Here is a 19255-nt window from a genome sequence, read left to right as displayed (position 1 = left end):
TCGTTCCGCGGGGAAGGGCGTGCGGCGGGATCACTCGCTCAGCTCCCGGTCGAGCAGGCCGAACAGCTCGTCGTCGGAGGCCGCCTCGACTCCGGCCAGGGAGTCGCCGCCGTTCGCGGCCGGCCGTCCCCCGGCGGGGTCGAGGACGCTCAGCGCGCCGCGCAGCGCCCGTACGAGCTCGGCCCGCTGCCGGTCGCCGCCGGTGCGGCCGGAGGCGGCCGACACCCAGGCGTCCAGAGCCGCCGGGTCGAACACCGGCCGCTCCCCGCGCACCCGGTCGAGCAGGTACGCGGTCAGCTCCCGTACGGTCGGGTGGTCGAACAGCACGGTCGCCGGGAGCCGCTCGCCCGACTCCTCTCCGAGCCGGTTGCGCAGCTCGATCGCCGTGAGCGAGTCGAGACCGAGGTCGAACAGCCCGCGATCCTCGGGGACGCGCGCTCCGCCGGGCAGCCCGAGCACCTCCGCGACCCGGCCCGCGACGACGCCGCGCACCAGGGCCCGGGCCGCCTCCTCGTCCAGCCCGTCGAGGCGCCGCGCCAGCGGCACGGCCCGTACGGCGGGAGCGGCGGCGGCGGGCGCCAGATCGGCGAGCACCTCGGGCGGTTCGCCCTGCCGCCGGGCGAGCGCGGCCCGGTCGAACCGCGCCGGGACCAGCACGGCGGGGCCCGCCGCCAGTGCGTGGTCGAGCAGGTCGAGCGCCTCGCCGCTGACCAGCGGGCGGACGCCCATCCGGTCGAGCCGGGCCCGCGCGGCCGCGCTCAGCTCGGCGGCCATGCCTCCGCCGGAGTCCCACAAACCCCAGGCGAGCGACAGTGCGGGCAGCCCGGCCGCCCGCCGGTGCCGGGCGAGCGCGTCCAGGAACGCGTTGGCCGCGGCGTAACCCGCCTGCCCCGCGTTGCCCAGCACCCCCGCGACGGACGAGAACAGCACGAACGCCCGCAGCGGCAGGTGTGCGGTGAGCCGGTGGAGGTTCCAGGCCGCGTCCACCTTCGGGCGCAGGACCCGGTCGAGCCGTTCGGGGGTCGTGTTCTCCAGCACGGCGTCGTCGAGCGCGCCCGCCGCGTGGACCACCGCGACGAGGTCGCCGGCCACCCCGGCGACCAGCGCCTCCGTCGCCGCGGGGTCGGCCACGTCACAGGCGGCTGTACGGACATCGACGCCGTCTTGTGCCGCGAGTTCCCCGGCGAGGGCACGCAGCGCGGGATCGGCGTCGCCGCGCCGGCTGACGAGCAGCAGCCTGCGGGCGCCGTGCCGGCGGGCCAGGTGCCGCACGACCTCGCCGCCGAGCGCGCCGCCGGCTCCGGTCACCAGGACCGTGCCCGAGCCCAGGTCCGGCGCGTCGCCGGGGGCGCCGGTCAGGGCGCGCAGGCGGGGACGCACGACCTCGCCCCGGCGCAGGGCGATCTGGCCGGGCCGGGCCGCCAGGGCGCGCGGCAGCCCGGCCGTCGACTCCGGGCTGTCGTCGAGGTCGACCACGCCGACCTTGCCGGGGAACTCCTGGACCGCCGCACGGACGAACCCCCACAGCGCCGCCCCGATCAGCCCGCTGAGGTCGCCCGGCCCGCCGGAGGGCGCCAGGCCGGGGGCCTGTGGTCCCTCGTCTCCCGTGGCTCCCCGGGTCACCACCACGAGGTGGCCGTCGTCGGGCAGCCCGAGGACGGCCGCGCGGGCCGCGTCCAGGGCCGCCCGGACCGCCGCGGCCGGGCCGCCCGGGGGCGCGGCGCTGCCTCCCGGTTCTCCGCCGGTCGGGTAGGTGACGACAGGGCAGGGCGCGTCGGCGAGGAACCCCTCGGGGGCCAGGACGACCGCGGGTCTCCCGGCCGGGGGCGTGCCGTCGAGCGGGGCCGGGGCCCAGACGATCTCGTACGGCCGCGGGCCGGCTCCCCCCGCGCTCAGCAGCGCGCGCTCCTCTATCGGGCGTACGCGTACCTCCGCCACCGACAGCACCGGGGATCCGCCGGCGTCGGCCGCGTCGAGTGTGAACGTCTCCTCCCCGGTGAGCCGGATCCTGACCAGCAGCCGTCTCCCCGCCACGGCGTGGAGAGCCAGGCCGCGGAACGCGTAGGGGACGGGGATCCGCCCCTCCGGCGGGTCCGCGGCGACCGCGACCCACGGGTGCAGGGCCGCGTCGAGCAGCCCGGGGACGATCTCGCTCTCGACCTCGGCGTACAGCTCGTCCTCGGTCCGCCACATGGCGCGCAGGCCCTGGAAGGCGGGGCCGTACTCGTAGCCGCGCGCGGCGAACCGGGCGTACGCGCCGGTCACGTCAACGGACACGGCCTCGGGCGGACGGCGGCCCGGCCAGCCGGGCCCGGGACCGTCGTCGCCGAGCACCGCCTCGGCGTGCAGGGTCCACTCCCCGGACCCGGAGGGACGGCCGTGAACACGCACCCGGGCGCCGTCGACCGTGATCCGCAGCTGGACCTCCCCTTCCGCGGGGATCGGCACCGGCGAGCGCAGCTCCAGTTCCCGCACCCCGTCGGCGCCGTGCCGGGCCGCGAGCCAGGCGGTCACGTCGAGGAGGGCGGCGGCCGGGAGCACCGGGGCCCCCGCGAGCGCGTGGTCGGCCAGCCAGGGCTGCCGCCCGGCCGACAGCACGCCGGTGTAGACGGTGGGTCCCCCGTCGGGGACGGTCACGGCGGCCGTGAGCAGCGGGTGGCCGGGATCGTCCGCGCCGACGCCGGTCGCGGTCGCGTCCGGCGAGGGCGCCGCGAGCCACAGCCGCTCGCGGCGGAAGGCGTAGGTGGGCAGCGGGACCACGACGCCCCCGCCCAGCAGCGCCCGCCAGTCCCAGGCGACCCCGGCCACGAAGGCGCGGGCCACGAACGTCCACAACGCGGTCACCTCGCCGGTCCCGCGGCCGAGCGCGGCCGCCGCGACGGCGTCCTCGCCCAGGTCGCACTGGCGGACCATGGCGGTGAGCGCCGAATCGGGGCCGATCTCCAGGAAGCGGGCCGCGCCGAGGCCGCGCAGCCGTGCGACCGCGTCGGCGAAGCGCACGGTCCCCCGCACCTGGCCGGCCCAGTGGTCCGGTGACCCCAGCGTGCCGGCGCCGGCCTCCTCTGCGGTGAGCGTCGACACGAGCGTGCGGTGCGGGGCCGACGCGGCCAGTCCGGCGATCTCCGCGCGGAACGGCGCCAGCATCGGCTCCATGCGGGCCGAGTGGAAGGCGTGGCTCACGGTGAGCCGTCTGGTCCGGTGGCCGCGCCCGGACAGGATCGCGGCCAGCCTCTCCACGGGCTCGGCGTCCCCGGAGATCACCACCGAGCCGGGGGCGTTGACGGCGGCGACGTCCACGGGCGCCTCCGCCTCCCGCGCCAGCCGTTCCACCGTCGCCCGGTCGGCCTGCACGGCGACCATCAGCCCGCCTTCCGGCAGTTCCTGCATGAGCCGCCCGCGCGCTGCCACGAGCGCCGCCGCGTCCGGCAGGGTCAGCGCCCCGGCGACGTGCGCGGCGGCGATCTCCCCCACCGAGTGCCCCGCGAGGGCGTCGGCCGCCAGGCCCCACGACTCCAGCAGGCGGAAGAGGGCGACCTCCAGTGCGAACAGCGACGTCTGCGTGTAGCGGGTCCTGTCGATGAGCCCCGGCTCGCCCTCCCCCGCGATCACCGCCGCCACGTCGACGCCGTCGATCCGGAGCAGCTCCGCGCGTACCTCGTCGAAGGCCCGCGCGTACGCCGGGAACGTCCGGTACAGCTCCGTGCCCATGCCGGTCCGCTGGCCTCCCTGGCCGGCGAACAGCACGGCGGTGCGGCCGCGCACCGCCGTGCCGGTGACGACGACGGGGAAGCCGCCGGCCTCCGGCCGCGTCCCCGCGACGAGGTGGTCGAGCCCGGCGACCAGCTCGGCGCGGTCCCGGCCGAGCACCACGGCCCGATGGTCGAACGCGGTCCGGGTGGTGGCCAGCGACAGGGCGACGTCGGCCGGCCGCAGCCCGGGATCGGCGAGCACATGCCGCCTGAGCCTCGCCGCCTGCTCGCGCAGCGCCTCGGCGGTGCGGGCGCTGAGCACCCACGGCACGACCCGCGTCGCGGACGTCTCCTCGCCGGGCGCCACGGCGGGCGGGGCGTCCGGCGCGGGAGGCTCGTCGCCCATTTCGAGGATGACGTGGGCGTTAGTGCCGCTGATGCCGAACGAGGAGACCGCGGCCCGGCGCGGCCCGGGGGCGTCGGGCCAGGGGACCGGCTCGGCGGGCACGATGACCGCGCCGCCGGACCAGTCGACGTGTTCGCTGGGCCGGGCCAGGTGCAGCGTGGCGGGCACCCGGCCATGCCGCATGGCCAGCACCATCTTGATGATCCCGGCCACTCCGGCCGCCGCCTGGGTGTGGCCGATGTTCGACTTGACCGAGCCCATCAGCAGCGGAGCGCGCCCGTCCCGGTCCCGGCCGTACGTGCCGAGCACGGCGCCCGCCTCGATCGGGTCGCCGAGCCGGGTGCCGGTGCCGTGGGCCTCCAGCACGTCGACGTCCGACGGCCGCAGACCGGCGCCGCGCAGGGCGGCACGGATCACCCGCTCCTGCGCCGGGCCGTTAGGCGCGGTGAGCCCGTTGCTCGCGCCGTCCTGGTTGACCGCGGAGCCGCGGACCAGGGCGAGCACACGGTGGCCGTTGCGCCGCGCGTCGGAGAGGCGTTCCAGCACGAGCAGCCCCACGCCCTCGCCCCACGCGGTGCCGTCGGCGTCGGCGGAGAACGGCTTGCAGCGGCCGTCAGGCGCCAGCCCGCGCTGGCGGCTGAACTCGACGAACGTGGCCGGGCTCGCCATCACGGTCGCGCCGCCGGCCAGGGCCAGGGCGCACTCGCCGAGCCGGAGGGCCTGCGCGGCCTGGTGGACGGCGACCAGCGAGGAGGAGCAGGCCGTGTCCACGGTCACCGCCGGGCCCTCCAGGCCGAGGGTGTAGGAGATGCGGCCGGACGCGACGCTTCCCGCGCTGCCGCTGACGAGGTAGCCCTCCAGGTCTCGGGCCGCGCCGCGGCGCTGGTGGACGCGCGCCCCGTAGTCGGAGTACATGACGCCGACGAACACCCCGCTCTGGGAGCCGCGCAGCGTCGCCGGATCGATTCCCGCGTCCTCGATCGCCTCCCAGGCGGTCTGCAGCAGCAGGCGCTGCTGCGGGTCGACCGCCAGGGCCTCACGGTGGCTGATGCCGAAGAACTCGGGGTCGAACTCGGCGGCGTCGTGCAGGAACCCGCCATACCGGGTGATCGACGTGCCCGGATGGTCGGGATCGGGGTCGAACAGGTCGGGGTCCCAGCCTCGGTCGGCGGGGAACTCGGTGATGGCGTCGGTGCCCGAGACGAGCAGCTCCCACAGCTCCGCCGGCGTCCGTACGCCGCCGGGGAACCGGCAGGCCATGCCGACGATCGCGACGGCGTCGTCGTCCGGCGCGTACGGCTCCCGCGGCCCCTCGGCCTCGTCGCCGCGCGTGCCGGGGCCGCCGGTGACAATGCCGTCGAGATGGGCGGCGAGGGCGGCCGGGGTGGGGTGGTCGAACACGACCGTCGCGGGCAGGCGGACGCCGAGGTCGCCGCCGAGCCGGTTGCGCAACTCGACCGCGGTCAGCGAGTCGAACCCGAGATCGGTGAACGCCCGGCCCGGGTCGATCTCCGAGCCGTCGGCGTGCCCCAGCACGGCGGCCACCGCGTCGAGCACCACGTCGAGCACCGCGTCGAGCACCGCCCGCGCGGTGTCCGCACCCTGGGAACGGGCGCCGGGGCGCCGGTGGGGCTGTGCGGCGGTGGGGCGGATCCGTGCCGCCGCCGCCGGGAGGTCGAGGCTGCCCGCCACCACGACGGGGACGTCCAGCCCCAGGGCGCGGTCGAACAGGTCGAGCCCGTCGGCCGGGGCCATGGGCCGGATGCCGGCCCGCCCGAGCCGGGCGACGTCCCGCCCCGAAAGGCCGCCGCTCATTCCGTCGCCGACATCCCACAGGCCCCAGTGCACGGTCAGCCCGGGCCGGCCGGACCGCCGTCTGCGCCGTGTCAGCGCCTCCAGCGCGGCGTTCGCGGCGGCGTACGCGCCCTGACCCGCGGTGCCGAGCACACCGGCCACCGAGCCGAACAGCACGAAAGCGTCGAGGTCGCCCTCGCGTGTGGCCTCGTCGAGGTTGCGGGCCGCCGCGAGCTTGGCGTCGAGCACCCTGCGCAGAGCCGGCGCGGTGAGCCTTTCGACGACCGCGTCCTCGGCGACGCCCGCCGCGTGGACGACGCCCGTCAACGGGCCGTCGAGACCGGCGAGCAGGGCGGCCAGGGCCCGCGGGTCCGCCGGGTCGCAGGCCCGTACGGTGACGGCGGCGCCGAGGGCGGTCAGTTCCGCCCGGATCGCGGCGGCGTCCGGGTGACGCTCGCCCCGGCGGCCGACCAGGAGCAGGTTCCGCACGCCGTGCCGGGTGACCAGGTGAGCGGCGATCCGCCGGCCGAGCGCGCCGAGGCCCCCGGTCACGAGCACGGTGCCGCCCGCGGCGCTGCGCGGCCACAGCGGCGGCGCTCCGGAGGACAGCGCCGCGGGCTCGGCGACGAGCCGCGGCACCAGCGGCGCTCCCCCGCGGATCGCGGCCTCGGGGAACGCCGCGCCGACGGCCGCGAGCAGCCCCGGATCGAGCTCTTCCGCGCCGATGTCGAGCAGGGCGAACCTGCCGGGGTGCTCGGCCCGGGCCGACCTGACCAGGCCCCAAAGAGCGGCAGTGGACGGTCTGGCGTCCTCGTCGCCGTCCACGGCGAGGCCACGCGTCAGCACCACCAGCCGGGCGTCCGCGGCCGCGGGATCGGCGAGCCATCGAGGCAGCGCCTCGCGGGCCGCGTCCAGCGCGGCGTACGGGTCGTCATCGAGGTCGAGCCCGTCGAGCAGCACGAGCGGCGGCGGGTCGCCGGGGAGGTCGTCGGCGAGGGCGAAGTCCCCGACCGGCTCGGGCGGTGCCGCCGCCTCCCAGGCCAGGCCGTACAGCGCGGCGGCGGCCGGGAGCGGGCGCAGCCGCAGCCGCTCCACCGTCAGCACCTCCCCTCCGTCGTCGCCGACGAGGTCCACCCGGTAGGTGTCGGAGTCCAGCGGGGTGAGCCGGGCGCGGACACGGGTGGGCCCCGCTCCCGACGGCCGCGCATGGCCCGCCCCCGGCGCCGGGCGCGCGCGCACACCGCTCAGCGCGTACGGCACCCGCCGTGGCCCGTCGAGCCCGTCCAGCGAGAGCGCGTGGAGGGCGGCGTCCAGCAGAGCCGGGTGCGCGGCGTATCCGGCGGCCTCGGCGCGGAGCGACGGCGGCAGCGCCACCTCGGCGTACAGGTCGCCCTCGTCGCGCCAGGCGGAGACGAGCCCCCGGAACGCCGGGCCGTACTCGTAGCCGTGCTCGGCGAGCAACCGATAGGCGTCCTCCGGCGTGCCCGGATCGAGGCGGGTCCCCGGGCCCGACGCGAACGGCCGGCCGGGGAGGACCTCGTCCTCGGTGAGCGTGGCCGTGGCGTTGACGTCCCAGTGCGCCGGCCCCTGCGCCGCACCCGGGGCGCGGCTGCTGCGGATCGTGAGGGTCCCGCCCGCGGACACGGCCACCTGGAGACGGACCTCCGCCGCGCCCTCCAGCTCGATCGGCGTGTGCATCACGAACTCGCCGAGCGTCGGCCGGCCGGCCGTCGTGCCCACGGCGAGGGCCAGCTCGACCAGGGCCGTGGCGGGGACCAGCACCCGCCCGCCGACCCGGTGGTGGGCCAGCCACTTCTGGCGGCGGGTCGACAGCACGCCGGTGAACAGCAGGTCGCCGTCCGGCAGCTCGGTCGCGCCGGCGAGCAGCGGATGCGGAGACGTGTCCAGCCCGTACGCCGCCGGCCGGTCGTCGTCCACGGGCGGCAGCAGCCAGTAGCGCCTGGTCTCGAACGGATATGTGGGCAGGTCTGTGAGCCGGCCGCCCTCCACGAGCGGACCGAACTCGACCGGGACGCCCGTCACGTGGAGGCGGGCGAGCGCCGCCCGGAACGCCTCCGCGTCCGGACGGCCGGGCCTGAGCAGCGGCACCGCGACCGCCGCGCCGGGAGTCTCCGCGTCGTCCGCCTCCTGGGCTAGCGCGGCGAGCGACCCGTCGGGGCCCAGCTCGGCGAACCGGGTCGCGCCCGCCTCCCGCGCCGTACGGACCGCGTCGGCGAACCGCACGGCGCCGCGCAACTGGGCCACCCAGTAGTCCGGCGACGCCATCTCCCGCTCACCGGCGAGCTTCCCGGTCGCGGTGGAGACGACGGGCACCCGGGCGGGGGCGAACGTCAGCCCCGCCGCCACCCGGCGGAAGTCCTCCAGAACGTCGTCCATGTGGGCCGAGTGGAAGGCGTGGCTCACCTTGAGCCGGGTGGCCTTGCGGCCGGCGGCCTTCCATCGCCCGGCGAGCCGGTCGACCTCGTCCGCGTCGCCCGACAGCACCACCGACGCCGGTCCGTTGATCGCGGCGATCTCGACGGCGCCGTGCGCCGAAGCGGCCAGTTCGGCCGCCTCCCGGGGCGTGGCGGCGAACGCGGCCATCGCGCCGCCCTCCCTGGCCGACTGCATCAGCCGGCCGCGTGCGGCCACCAGCGCGCAGGCGGAGGCGAGGTCGAGCACCCCGGCGACGTGCGCGGCGGCGAGTTCGCCGACCGAGTGCCCGATCAGGAAGTCGGGCCGCAGGCCATGCGACTCGGCGAGCCGGTGGAGCGCGACCTCCACCGCGAACAGCGCCGGCTGGGCGTACCGCGTCTGTCCGAGCCGCTCGGGATCGGCCAGCAGGTCCCGCAGGGCGACGCCGATGTGCGGCTCCAGCAGCGCGGAGATCTCGTCGAACGCGGCGGCGTACACCGTGGAGGTCTGCAGCAGCCCGGCGCCCATGCCGGCCCGCTGCGCCCCCTGCCCGGAGAAGAGGAAGGCGAGCCGCTGGTCCGGCATCGCGCGCCCGATCATCACCCCGGGGTGGCGTCCGCCGTCGCGGAGAGCCGCCAGCGCCTGAACGGGGTCCGCCCCCGGGCCGACGTCCACGACGGCCCGGTGCTCCAGCCGCGCCCTGCGGGTGAGGGTGTACGCGACGTCGCGCGGCGCGGCGGACCCCGCGGCGAGGACGTCGTGCACGAGGCCCGCCTGGGCGCGCAGCGCGGTCTCCGTCTTCGCCGAGAGCACGAACGGAACGCCCCCGCCGACGTCCGCGCCCGCCGCGCCGGGGGCCTCGGCCGCCATGACCCCCTCCTCGGGCCCCGCCTCGCCCAGGCGCGCATGCCCGCGGCCGGAGGCGTCCGCCGGACCGGTGCCCGTAGTGCCGGTGTGTGGCGTGCCGGCGCGTGGTGTGCCGGTGTGTGGTGTGCCGGTGTCGGTGGGGGGCTGCTGAAGGATCACGTGGGCGTTGGTGCCGCTGATACCGAAGGACGACACCCCCGCCCGGCGGGGCCGCCCCGGCCAGTCCCACCGCACCGGACGGGTCAGCAACGCCACCCCCGACCCATCCCAATCCACATGCGGACTCGGCTCATCCACATGCAACGTCACCGGCAACCACTCATGCCGCAACGCCATCACCATCTTGATGACCCCGCCCACCCCCGCCGCCGCCTGCGCATGCCCGACGTTCGACTTCAACGACCCCACCCACAACGGCACCCGCCGACCCCGCCCATACGCCGCGATCAACGCCTGCGCCTCGATCGGATCCCCCAACCGCGTCCCCGTCCCATGCGCCTCCACCACATCCACATCACCCGGACCCAGCCCCGCCTCCGCCAGCGCCCGCCCGATCACCTCCTCCTGAGCCCGCCCATTCGGCGCCGTCAACCCATTACTCGCCCCGTCCTGATTCACCGCCGACCCCGCCACCACCGCCAGCACCCGATGCCCGTTACGCACCGCCGCCGACAACCGCTCGACCACCACCACCCCCGCACCCTCAGCCCACCCCGTACCATCCGCCGACGCCGAAAACGCCCGGCACCGCCCATCCGCCGACAACCCCCGCTGCCGCGAAAACTCCACGAACATCCCCGGCGACGCCATCACCGCCACCCCACCCGCCAACGCCAGCGAACACTCCCCCGACCGCACCGCCCGAACCGCCAGATCCAACGCCACCAACGACGACGAACACGCCGTATCCACCGTCAACGCCGGACCCCGCAACCCCAGCACATACGCGATCCGCCCCGACGCCACGCTGGACTCGTTGCCCGCCAGCAGCAGGCCCTCCAGCTCCCCGGGCACGGTGCGCAGGCGGGCGGCGTAGTCGTCGTACATGGCCCCGATGAAGACCCCGGTGTCGCTGTCCTTCAGCGACAGCGGGTCGATCCCCGCCCGCTCCAGCGCCTCCCACGACACCTGCAACAACAACCGCTGCTGCGGATCGGTCGCCAGCGCCTCCCGCGGGCTCATCCCGAAGAACGCCGCGTCGAACTCGCCCGCGTCGTAGAGGAAGCCGCCCCGGCGGGTGTAGGCGGTGCCCCGGTGGTCCGGGTCGGGATGGTAGAGGCGCTCCAGGTCCCAGCCCCGGTCGTCCGGGAAGTCCCCGGTCGCGTCCACACCGTTGGCGACCAGCTCCCACAGATCCTCCGGCGAGGCGACCCCGCCCGGGAACCGGCACCCCATGCCCACGATCACCACCGGATCGTCGTCCGCCGCCGTCCGGACCGCCGCCGGGGACGACGTCGCCGTGTCCCCCGCGGTGAGGAGCCCGAGCAGGTGCCCGGCGAGCGCGGTGACCGTGGGGAACTCGAAGACGACGGTGGCGGGCAGGGTCAGCCCGGTCAGCGTGTTGAGCCGGTTGCGCAGCTCGACCGCGGTCAGCGAGTCGAAGCCGAGCTCCTTCAGCGGGCGGTCGCCGGGCACCTCGGCCGGGTCCGCGTGGCCGAGGACGGCCGCGGCCTGCTCGCGGACCAGCCGGGTGACGAGGTGGACGCGCTCGTGCGGCCGCCCGGCCCGCACCCGGCTCGCCCAGGCGCCCCCGGGCGCGCGCCGGGCCCCGCGCGGGAACGCCACCAGGCGGGAGAACAGGGCGGGCAGCCGGCCGGCCGCCGCCTCCTCCCGCAGCACGGCGTCGTCGAAGGGCGAGACCACCACGTACGGCTCGCGCGCGCGGTCGAAGGCGTCCAGCGCCGTGGCGGTGGCGAGCGTGCCGACGCCATACCGGGCGAGCCGGGCCCGGCCGGCGTCGTCCAGGCCGCGGGTCATGGTGCTGGCCTCCTCCCAGACGCCCCAGGCGATGGAGGTGGCGGGCAGGCCGAGGCTCCTGCGGTGCTCGGCCAGCGCGTCGAGGAACGCGTTGGCCGCGGCGTAGTTCGCCTGTCCCGGCACGCCGAAGGCGGCCACGGCGGAGGAGAACAGCACGAAGCGGTCAAGCGGCAGGCCGGCGGTCAGCTCGTGGAGATGCCAGGCCGCGTCGGCCTTCGGCCGCAGCACGGCGGCCAGCGCGTCCGGGGTCAGCTCACTGAGAGTGGCGTCGGCGAGCACACCCGCCGTGTGCACCACGCCGCGCAGCGGACGGCCGGAGGGGACGGCGGCCAGCAGATCCGCCAGTGCGTCCCGGTCGGCGACGTCGCAGGCGGCCACCGTGACCTCCGCCCCGGCGGCGCGCAGGTCGCGGGCGAGCGCGCCCGCACCCGGGGCGTCCGGCCCGGAGCGGCTCACCAGCAGCAGGTGCGGGGGCCGGGCCGAACCGGCCAGCCTGCGGGCGACGAGCGCCCCCAGCGTCCCAGTGCCACCCGTGATGAGCACCGTCCCCGGCTCCGCGTCCACGTCGGCAGAGGCGTCCCCTTCATCCGCCCGACCATCCCCGCCGGGCGCGCCGCTTTCCGGGTCCGCCCCGGTCGTGCCGTCTGCGCCGGGTGTCCCCGCCTCCGCCTTCCGCGCCGCCGCGGGATCCGCCGGGCCGAGGTCCTGCGCGACGAGCCTGGGGACCAGGACGACCCCGTCGCGTACGGCCACCTCGCGCTCGCCGTGGCCTGCGGCGAGCAGCGCGACCGGCGCGGGGCCGTCCACGACCGCGAGCGAGAACCGGCCGGGGTGTTCGGCGGCGGCGGTGCGGACCAGGCCCCTGATCGCCGCGGAGGCCAGGTCGCGTCCGTCGACGACGACCGTCAGCGGGACGCCGTCGGACGCGGTGCCGGTGAGCCATCGCCGCAACAGGGACATGACGGCGGCGGTCCTGGTGTGCACCTCCTCCATCGGCCCCGGCGAGGCCCCCGAGGCGGACGGGAAACCGCCGACCGGCACCAGCACCGTCCCTGCCCCGGCCACCGCTTCGGTCGCGGCTTCGGTCACTGCTTCGGTCCCGGCTTCGGTCACGGCTTGGGTCACGGCTTCGAGATCGGCGAGGACGTCCACGCCCGTGCCGTCGCCGAGATCCAGCAGGTCCGCGACCGGCCCGAACCCCTCCAGCACGGCGACACGGCCCGGCGCCTCACCGGGATCGGCGAGGGGCTCCCAGACGACGCCGTACGCCTCCGGGACGGCCCGGGCGCCGGTCAGGTCGGCGCGCGTCGCGGGCCGGAAGGCCAGCGACTCCACTCCCCCGGCGATCCGCCCGGTCTCGTCGGCGAACAGGTAGCGGAACCGGTGGCCGCCGAGCGGCTCGATCCTGGCCCGCAGCGTCGGCCCCGCCTCGCCGGTGAAACGCAGGCCCTCGAACGCGAACGGCAGCAACGGCGCTCCCGCGTCGGGGACGGCGAGACCGGCCACCACGGGGTGGAGCGCCGCGTCGAGCAGCGCCGGATGCGGCGCGAAGTCGTTCGCCCCCGCCGGGGAGCCGGCGTCGCCGGGAACGCTCAGTTCCGCGTACACGGTGCCGCCGTCCCGCCAGGCGGCGGCGAGACCCTGGAACGCCGGGCCGTAGTCGTATCCCAGCCGATAGAGGTGGTCGTAGACGTCCGACACGTCCACCGCCTCGGCGCCCGGGGGCGGCCAGGGCAGCAGTTCCCCGCCGGCCGGTGTGACCACGGCCTTCCCGGCGCGGACCAGGGTCGCATGAGTGCCGTCGGCCTCCCCGAGCACGCCGGAGGCGTGGCGGGTCCACGGCTCGTCGTCGCCGGTCCGGGCGTGCACGCCGATGCCGCGCCGCCCGTCCGCGTCGAGCGTCCCGACGAGCACCTGCACTTGCGCGGTGCGGCCGGCGTCCAGGACGAGGGGGGCCTCGACGGTCAGCTCCCGCACCTCCAGGCCGCCGGTGAGACGGCCCGCGTGCGCGGCCAGCTCGGCGAAGGCCGCCCCCGGCAGCAGCACGGTGCCCAGGACCCGGTGGTCGGCGAGCCAGCCCTGCACGGCCGGGTCGATCTGCCCGGTCAGGACGGCGCGGCCGTCCGCGAGGGTGACCATCGCGCCGAGGATCGGGTGCCGGGCCGCGGCGAGGCCGAGCCTGGCCGCCTGGGCCGGCCCTGCCGAGGGCGTCATCCAGTAGCGCTCGCGCGCGAACCGGTAGGTCGGCAGGTCGACCGTCGCCCCGCCGACCGGCCACGCGACGGAGACCCCGGCGAGGTGGGCCACGGCCAGGGCCCGCCGGAACGCGTCCGTGCCGCCCTCGCCCCGCCTGAGGGTGCCCGTGGCCAGGCCGCTCACACCCCGCTCGGCCAGGATCTCCTCCACGGCGACGGTGAGCACCGGGTGCGGGCTGATCTCGATGAGCCTGCGGTGGCCGGTGCCGGCCAGCCCGGCGACGACGGCGTCGAAGCGGACGGTCTCGCGGAGGTTGCGATACCAGTAGCCGGCGTCGAGCGTGGTCGTGTCGACCGGCTCGCCGGTCACCGCCGAGTGGAACGCCACCTCGGCCGGCCGCGGCGTCAGCCCGGCGAACGTCTCCAGCAGTTCCTCCCGCAGCGACTCCACGTACCGGGTGTGGGAGGCGTAGTCCACCGGCACCCGGCGGGCCCGCACCCCGTTGTCCTCGCACCAGGCGAGCACCTCGGTGAGCGCGGCGGCGTCCCCGGCGACGACGGTGGAGCGCGGCCCGTTGTGTACTGCGACCTCGACGGCCCCGCCCCAGCGGGCCGCGAGCTCGCCCGCCTCCCCGGGGCCGAGGGCCACCGACACCATGCCGCCGTCTCCGGCGATGCGGGCGATGGCCCGGCTGCGCAGCGTGACCAGCCGCGCCGCGTCGTCCAGGGACAGCGCGCCCGCGACGTACGCGGCGGCGATCTCGCCCTGGGAGTGCCCGGCCACCGCGTCCGGCCGGACGCCCGCGGCACGCCACATCGCGGCCAGCGACACCATCACGGCGAACAGCACCGGCTGCACGACGTCGACCCGCTCCAGCGAGGGGGCGCCCGGGTCGCCACGCAGCACGGCGTGCAACGACCAGTCCACGTGGGGGGCGAACGCCTCGGCACACGCGTCGATCTCGGCGCGGAAGACCGGGTGGGCGGTCAGCAGGGCGCGGGCCATCTCGGGCCACTGCGACCCCTGCCCGGGGAAGACGAAGACCGTGCGGCCGGTGATCCGCTCGCCCGTCACCGCGGCCTCGTGGACCTCTCCCCTGGCCAGCGCCCGCAGGGCGGCCTGATGGTCGCCCAGGACGGCGGCGCCGTACGCGAGCCGTGACCGAGCCGCGAGCGTGGCGGCCACGTCGCGCAGGTCGAGCTCCGGATGGTCCCGCAGGTGATCGGCGAGCGCCGCGGCCTGCCTGCGCAGCGCGGCGGCGTCGGTCCCGGACAGCAACAGCGGCGCTTCCGGCGCCCCGGCCTCGTCCCCGTGCTCGATGTCCGCCACAGTGCCGGTGTGCGGCGTGCCGGCGAGCGGCGTGCCGGTGTGCGACGTGCCGGCGCGTGGTGTGCCGGTGTGCGGCGTGTCGGTGTGCGACGTGCCGGTGTGCGGCGTGCCGGTGTCGGTGGGGGGCTGCTGAAGGATCACGTGGGCGTTGGTGCCGCTGATACCGAAGGACGACACCCCCGCCCGGCGGGGCCGCCCCGGCCAGTCCCACCGCACCGGACGGGTCAGCAACGCCACCCCCGACCCATCCCAATCCACATGCGGACTCGGCTCATCCACATGCAACGTCACCGGCAACCACTCATGCCGCAACGCCATCACCATCTTGATGACCCCGCCCACCCCCGCCGCCGCCTGCGCATGCCCGACGTTCGACTTCAACGACCCCACCCACAACGGCACCCGCCGACCCCGCCCATACGCCGCGATCAACGCCTGCGCCTCGATCGGATCCCCCAACCGCGTCCCCGTCCCATGCGCCTCCACCACATCCACATCACCCGGACCCAGCCCCGCCTCCGCCAGCGCCCGCCCGATCACCTCCTCCTGAGCCCGCCCATTCGGCGCCGTCAACCCATTACTCGCCCCGTCCTGATTCACCGCCGACCCCGCCACCACCGCCAGCACCCGATGCCCGTTACGCACCGCCGCCGACAACCGCTCGACCACCACCACCCCCGCACCCTCAGCCCACCCCGTACCATCCGCCGACGCCGAAAACGCCCGGCACCGCCCATCCGCCGACAACCCCCGCTGCCGCGAAAACTCCACGAACATCCCCGGCGACGCCATCACCGCCACCCCACCCGCCAACGCCAGCGAACACTCCCCCGACCGCACCGCCCGAACCGCCAGATCCAACGCCACCAACGACGACGAACACGCCGTATCCACCGTCAACGCCGGACCCCGCAACCCCAGCACATACGCGATCCGCCCCGACGCCACGCTGACGCTGCCCCCGGTGAGGAGGTAGCCGTCGGCGCCGCCGCCTCCCTCGTGAAGCCGGGGCGTGTAGTCGGAGGCCGTCGCACCGATGAAGACCCCGGTGTCGCTGTCCTTCAGCGACAGCGGGTCGATCCCCGCCCGCTCCAGCGCCTCCCACGACACCTGCAACAACAACCGCTGCTGCGGATCGGTCGCCAGCGCCTCCCGCGGGCTCATCCCGAAGAACGCCGCGTCGAACTCGGCGGCGTCCCGCAGGAACCCGCCATACCGTGTGTACGAGGTGCCGGGCCTGCCGGGGTCGGGGTCGAAGAGGGCGGCGAGGTCCCAGCCCCGGTCGGCGGGAAACTCGCCGATGGCGTCGACGCCGTCGGCGACCAGCTTCCACAGATCCTCCGGCGAGGCGACCCCGCCCGGGAACCGGCACCCCATCCCGACGATCACCACCGGATCGTCGTCCGCCGCCCGGACGGCGTCGGCGGGCGTGTCCGCGCGGGTGTCCCCGGCCAGGTGGCGGGCCAGGGCGGCGGGGGTGGGGTGGCTGAACAGCGCGGCGGCCGGCAGACCGGCGCCGAAGGCGTCGTTCAGCCGGTCACGCAGTTCGACCAGGCCCAGGGAGTCGAGGCCGAGGTCCCGGAACGTCGCCTCGGGATCGACGCGTGCGGGGTCGGCGAAGCCGAGCACGGCCGCGACTTCCTCGATGACGCGGCGCTCCCCGGCCGCCGGGCCGGCGGGAAGGGCGGCCGTCGAACCGGCCGTCGAACCGGCCGTGGCACCGGCCACCGCGCCGGCCGCGAGAACGGGCGCGGGAACGGGCGCGGGAACGGGCGCGGAGCCCGGCTCCGGAGCCGGGCCGGAGGCCGAGACCGGTGCGGAGGCCGAGACCGGTGCGGAGGCCGCCGGTGCGCCCTCGCCCGGGGTCAGCCAGTGACGCTCGCGCTGGAAGGGATAGGTCGGCAGCGGGACCCGGGGGGCGCCGGGCGGGAAGACGGCGTCCCAGTCGAGGCGCACCCCGGCGGTGAAGAGCCTGCCGACGGCGGCTTCGACGTCGTCGTCCTTGCCGAGGACCGGCACGAACGCGGCCGCCGTTCCCAGGGTCTCCCGCCCGGCCGCGCTGAGTGCCGTCCCCGGTCCCGCCTCGACGAAGATCCCGGCCCCCAGCGCGCGCAGCCGGGTCAGGCCGTCGGCGAAGCGGACCGTACGGCGGGCGTGCTCCACCCAGTAGCCGGCCCAGTCGTCCGCGCCGTCGAGGTCGAGCGGTTCGCCGGTCACCGTCGACACGAACGGGATGCGGGCCCTGCCGTACGTGAGCCCGTCGAGCACCGCGCGGAACTCGCCGAGGGCGGGGTCCATCAGCGGCGAGTGGAAGGCGTGGCTCACCGGGAGCCGCCGGGTCCGGTGCCCGCGTGCGGCGGCGAGGGCGGCGACGGCGTCGAGCACCGCGTCCTGACCCGCGACGACGACCGACCGCGGTCCGTTCACGGCGGCGACGACCGCGAGGCCGTCCACCTCCGCGAGCAGCCCGGCCGCCTCGTCCTCCGGGATGCCGGCGGCGAGCATCCCGCCGCCGGAGGGCAGCGCGTCCATCAGCCGCCCCCTGGCCGCGATCAGTTCGGCGGCGGACGACAGGTCGAGCACGCCCGCGACGTGCGCCGCGGCCACCTCTCCGATGGAGTGGCCGGCGACGAAGGACGGCTCGACGCCGAGCGCCCCCAGCAGGCGGAAGGTCGCCACCTCGACCGCGAAGATCGCGGGCTGGGTGAAGGCCGTGCGGTCGAGGAGCCGGGCCTCCTCGCTGCCCGGCTCGGACCAGACGACCTCCGGGAGCGGCCGGGGCAGCCGCTCGCCGAGCGCCGCCGCGGCCTCGTCGAACGCGGCCCGCCAGGCGGGGTGGTCGTGGTGGGCCCGCCTGCCCATGCCGGGCCGCTGGCTTCCCTGCCCGGGGAACAGCACCGCGACGGGCGCGGTCCTGGCTCTGCCCGTGACGAGACCGGCAGCGGGACGTCCCTCCGCCAGCGCCGCCAGCCCGGCCGTCACATCCCCCGTGATCGCCGCCCGGTGGTCGAAGGCGGTCCGGGTGGTCGCGAGGCTCCGTGCCAGGCCCGCGGCACGCCTCCCGGGAAGCGCCCCGGGCCCACCGGACGCCCCCGGCTCACCTGACGTCTCGGATGCGCCGAGGAGGTCGTGCTCGGACATGAGGTCGCGCAGCCGGGCCGCCTGTTCCCGCAGCGCCGCACCGGTGCGCGCGCTGAGCACGAGGGGCATGTGCGCGCGGGAGTCGTGGTCCGATGGTCCGGCCTGCCGCGCGGCGGGAGCCGCGTCCTCCTGGCGGGGCGGTTCGGCGACCACGACGTGGCAGTTGGTGCCGCCCATGCCGAACGAGCTGACGCCGGCGACGAGCCGTTCAGTGTCCCGGGGCCATGCTCCGCCCGCGCTGCGGACGGACAGACCCCAGCCGTCGAAGTCGATCTCCGGATTCGGCTCGGCGAAGTTGAGACTCGCGGGCAGCCGCCGTCTGTCGACGCTCAGCACGGTCTTGATCAGCCCGGCTATGCCCGCCGCACCCTCCAGGTGCCCGATGTTCGTCTTCACGGACCCGACCTGGAGGACCGGCCCCTCGCCGGGGCGGGCCAGGCCGAGGCCGCGCGCCTCCACCGGGTCACCGACCCGGGTGCCGGTGCCGTGCAGTTCGACGTACTGCAGCGCCGAGGGCGCGACGCCGGCGGCCGCCCACGCCCGCCTGAGCACCTCGGCCTGGGCGCGGGCGCTGGGCGTGGTGAGGCCGTCGGTGCCGCCGTCGTTGTTGACCGCGCCGCCGAGCAGCACCGCGTAGATCCGGTCGCCGTCCTCGACTGCGGCGTCCAGCGCCTTGAGCAGCACCAGCCCGGCGCCCTCGCCCCGGACGTATCCGTTGGCCCGGCGATCGAAGGTGTGGCACCGGCCGTCCGGCGACAGCCCGCCGAACCGGGCCACCGCCGCCGTGCCGGCGGCGTCGACGATCAGGTTGACGCCGCCCGCGAGCGCGAGGCGCGACTCCCCGCGCCGCACGCTCTCCGCCGCGAGGTGGACGGCGACCAGCGACGACGACTGCGCGGTGTCGACCGCGACACTCGGCCCGCGCAGCCCGAGCGTGTACGACACGCGGTTGGCGATGATGGCCCGGGTGGTGCCGGTGAGAGTGTGGCGGCCGATCGCGGAGGCCCGCGACAGCGTCGCGTACTCGTCCGCGATGGAGCCGGCGAACACGCCGACCGGCGTGTCGCGGAGCGTGGCGGGCACCACCCCGGCGTCCTCCAGCACCTCCCAGGCCAGCTCCAGGACGAGCCGCTGCTGCGGGTCCATCGCCGCGGCCTCGCGCGGGGAGATCCCGAAGAACTCCGCGTCGAATCCGGCGATGTCGTCGAGGTAGCCGCCGTATCGCACGCCGGGGTGCTCGCGGGCGAGGTCGTCCAGCAGCGCGGACCGCGCCCGTCCCTCGGGCACCTCGCGGACGGCGCTGCGGCCCTCCTCCAGCAGCCGCCAGAGGGCGCCGGGACCAGATGCACCGGGCAGGCGGCACGCCACTCCGACGACCGCGACGGGCCGGGACACCTGCTGGTCGGGGCTGATCACGTCGTGCCTCACTCTCAGTCGTGGT

General features: G+C 76.6%; 1 protein-coding gene. It reads right to left on the bottom strand.

The window, feature by feature from the left end:
- Positions 1-30: 30 nt before the first annotated feature.
- On the bottom strand, positions 31-19230 hold the full coding sequence (locus tag OHB01_RS26840; RefSeq protein WP_328854135.1) for an SDR family NAD(P)-dependent oxidoreductase: 19200 nt from the start codon (positions 19228-19230) through the stop codon (positions 31-33).
- Between the last annotated feature and the right edge of the window lie 25 nt (positions 19231-19255).

This window comes from Microbispora hainanensis, from assembly GCF_036186745.1.
Classification (GTDB): Bacteria; Actinomycetota; Actinomycetes; order Streptosporangiales; family Streptosporangiaceae; genus Microbispora.
This window is presented reverse-complemented; position numbering and strand designations above follow the sequence as displayed.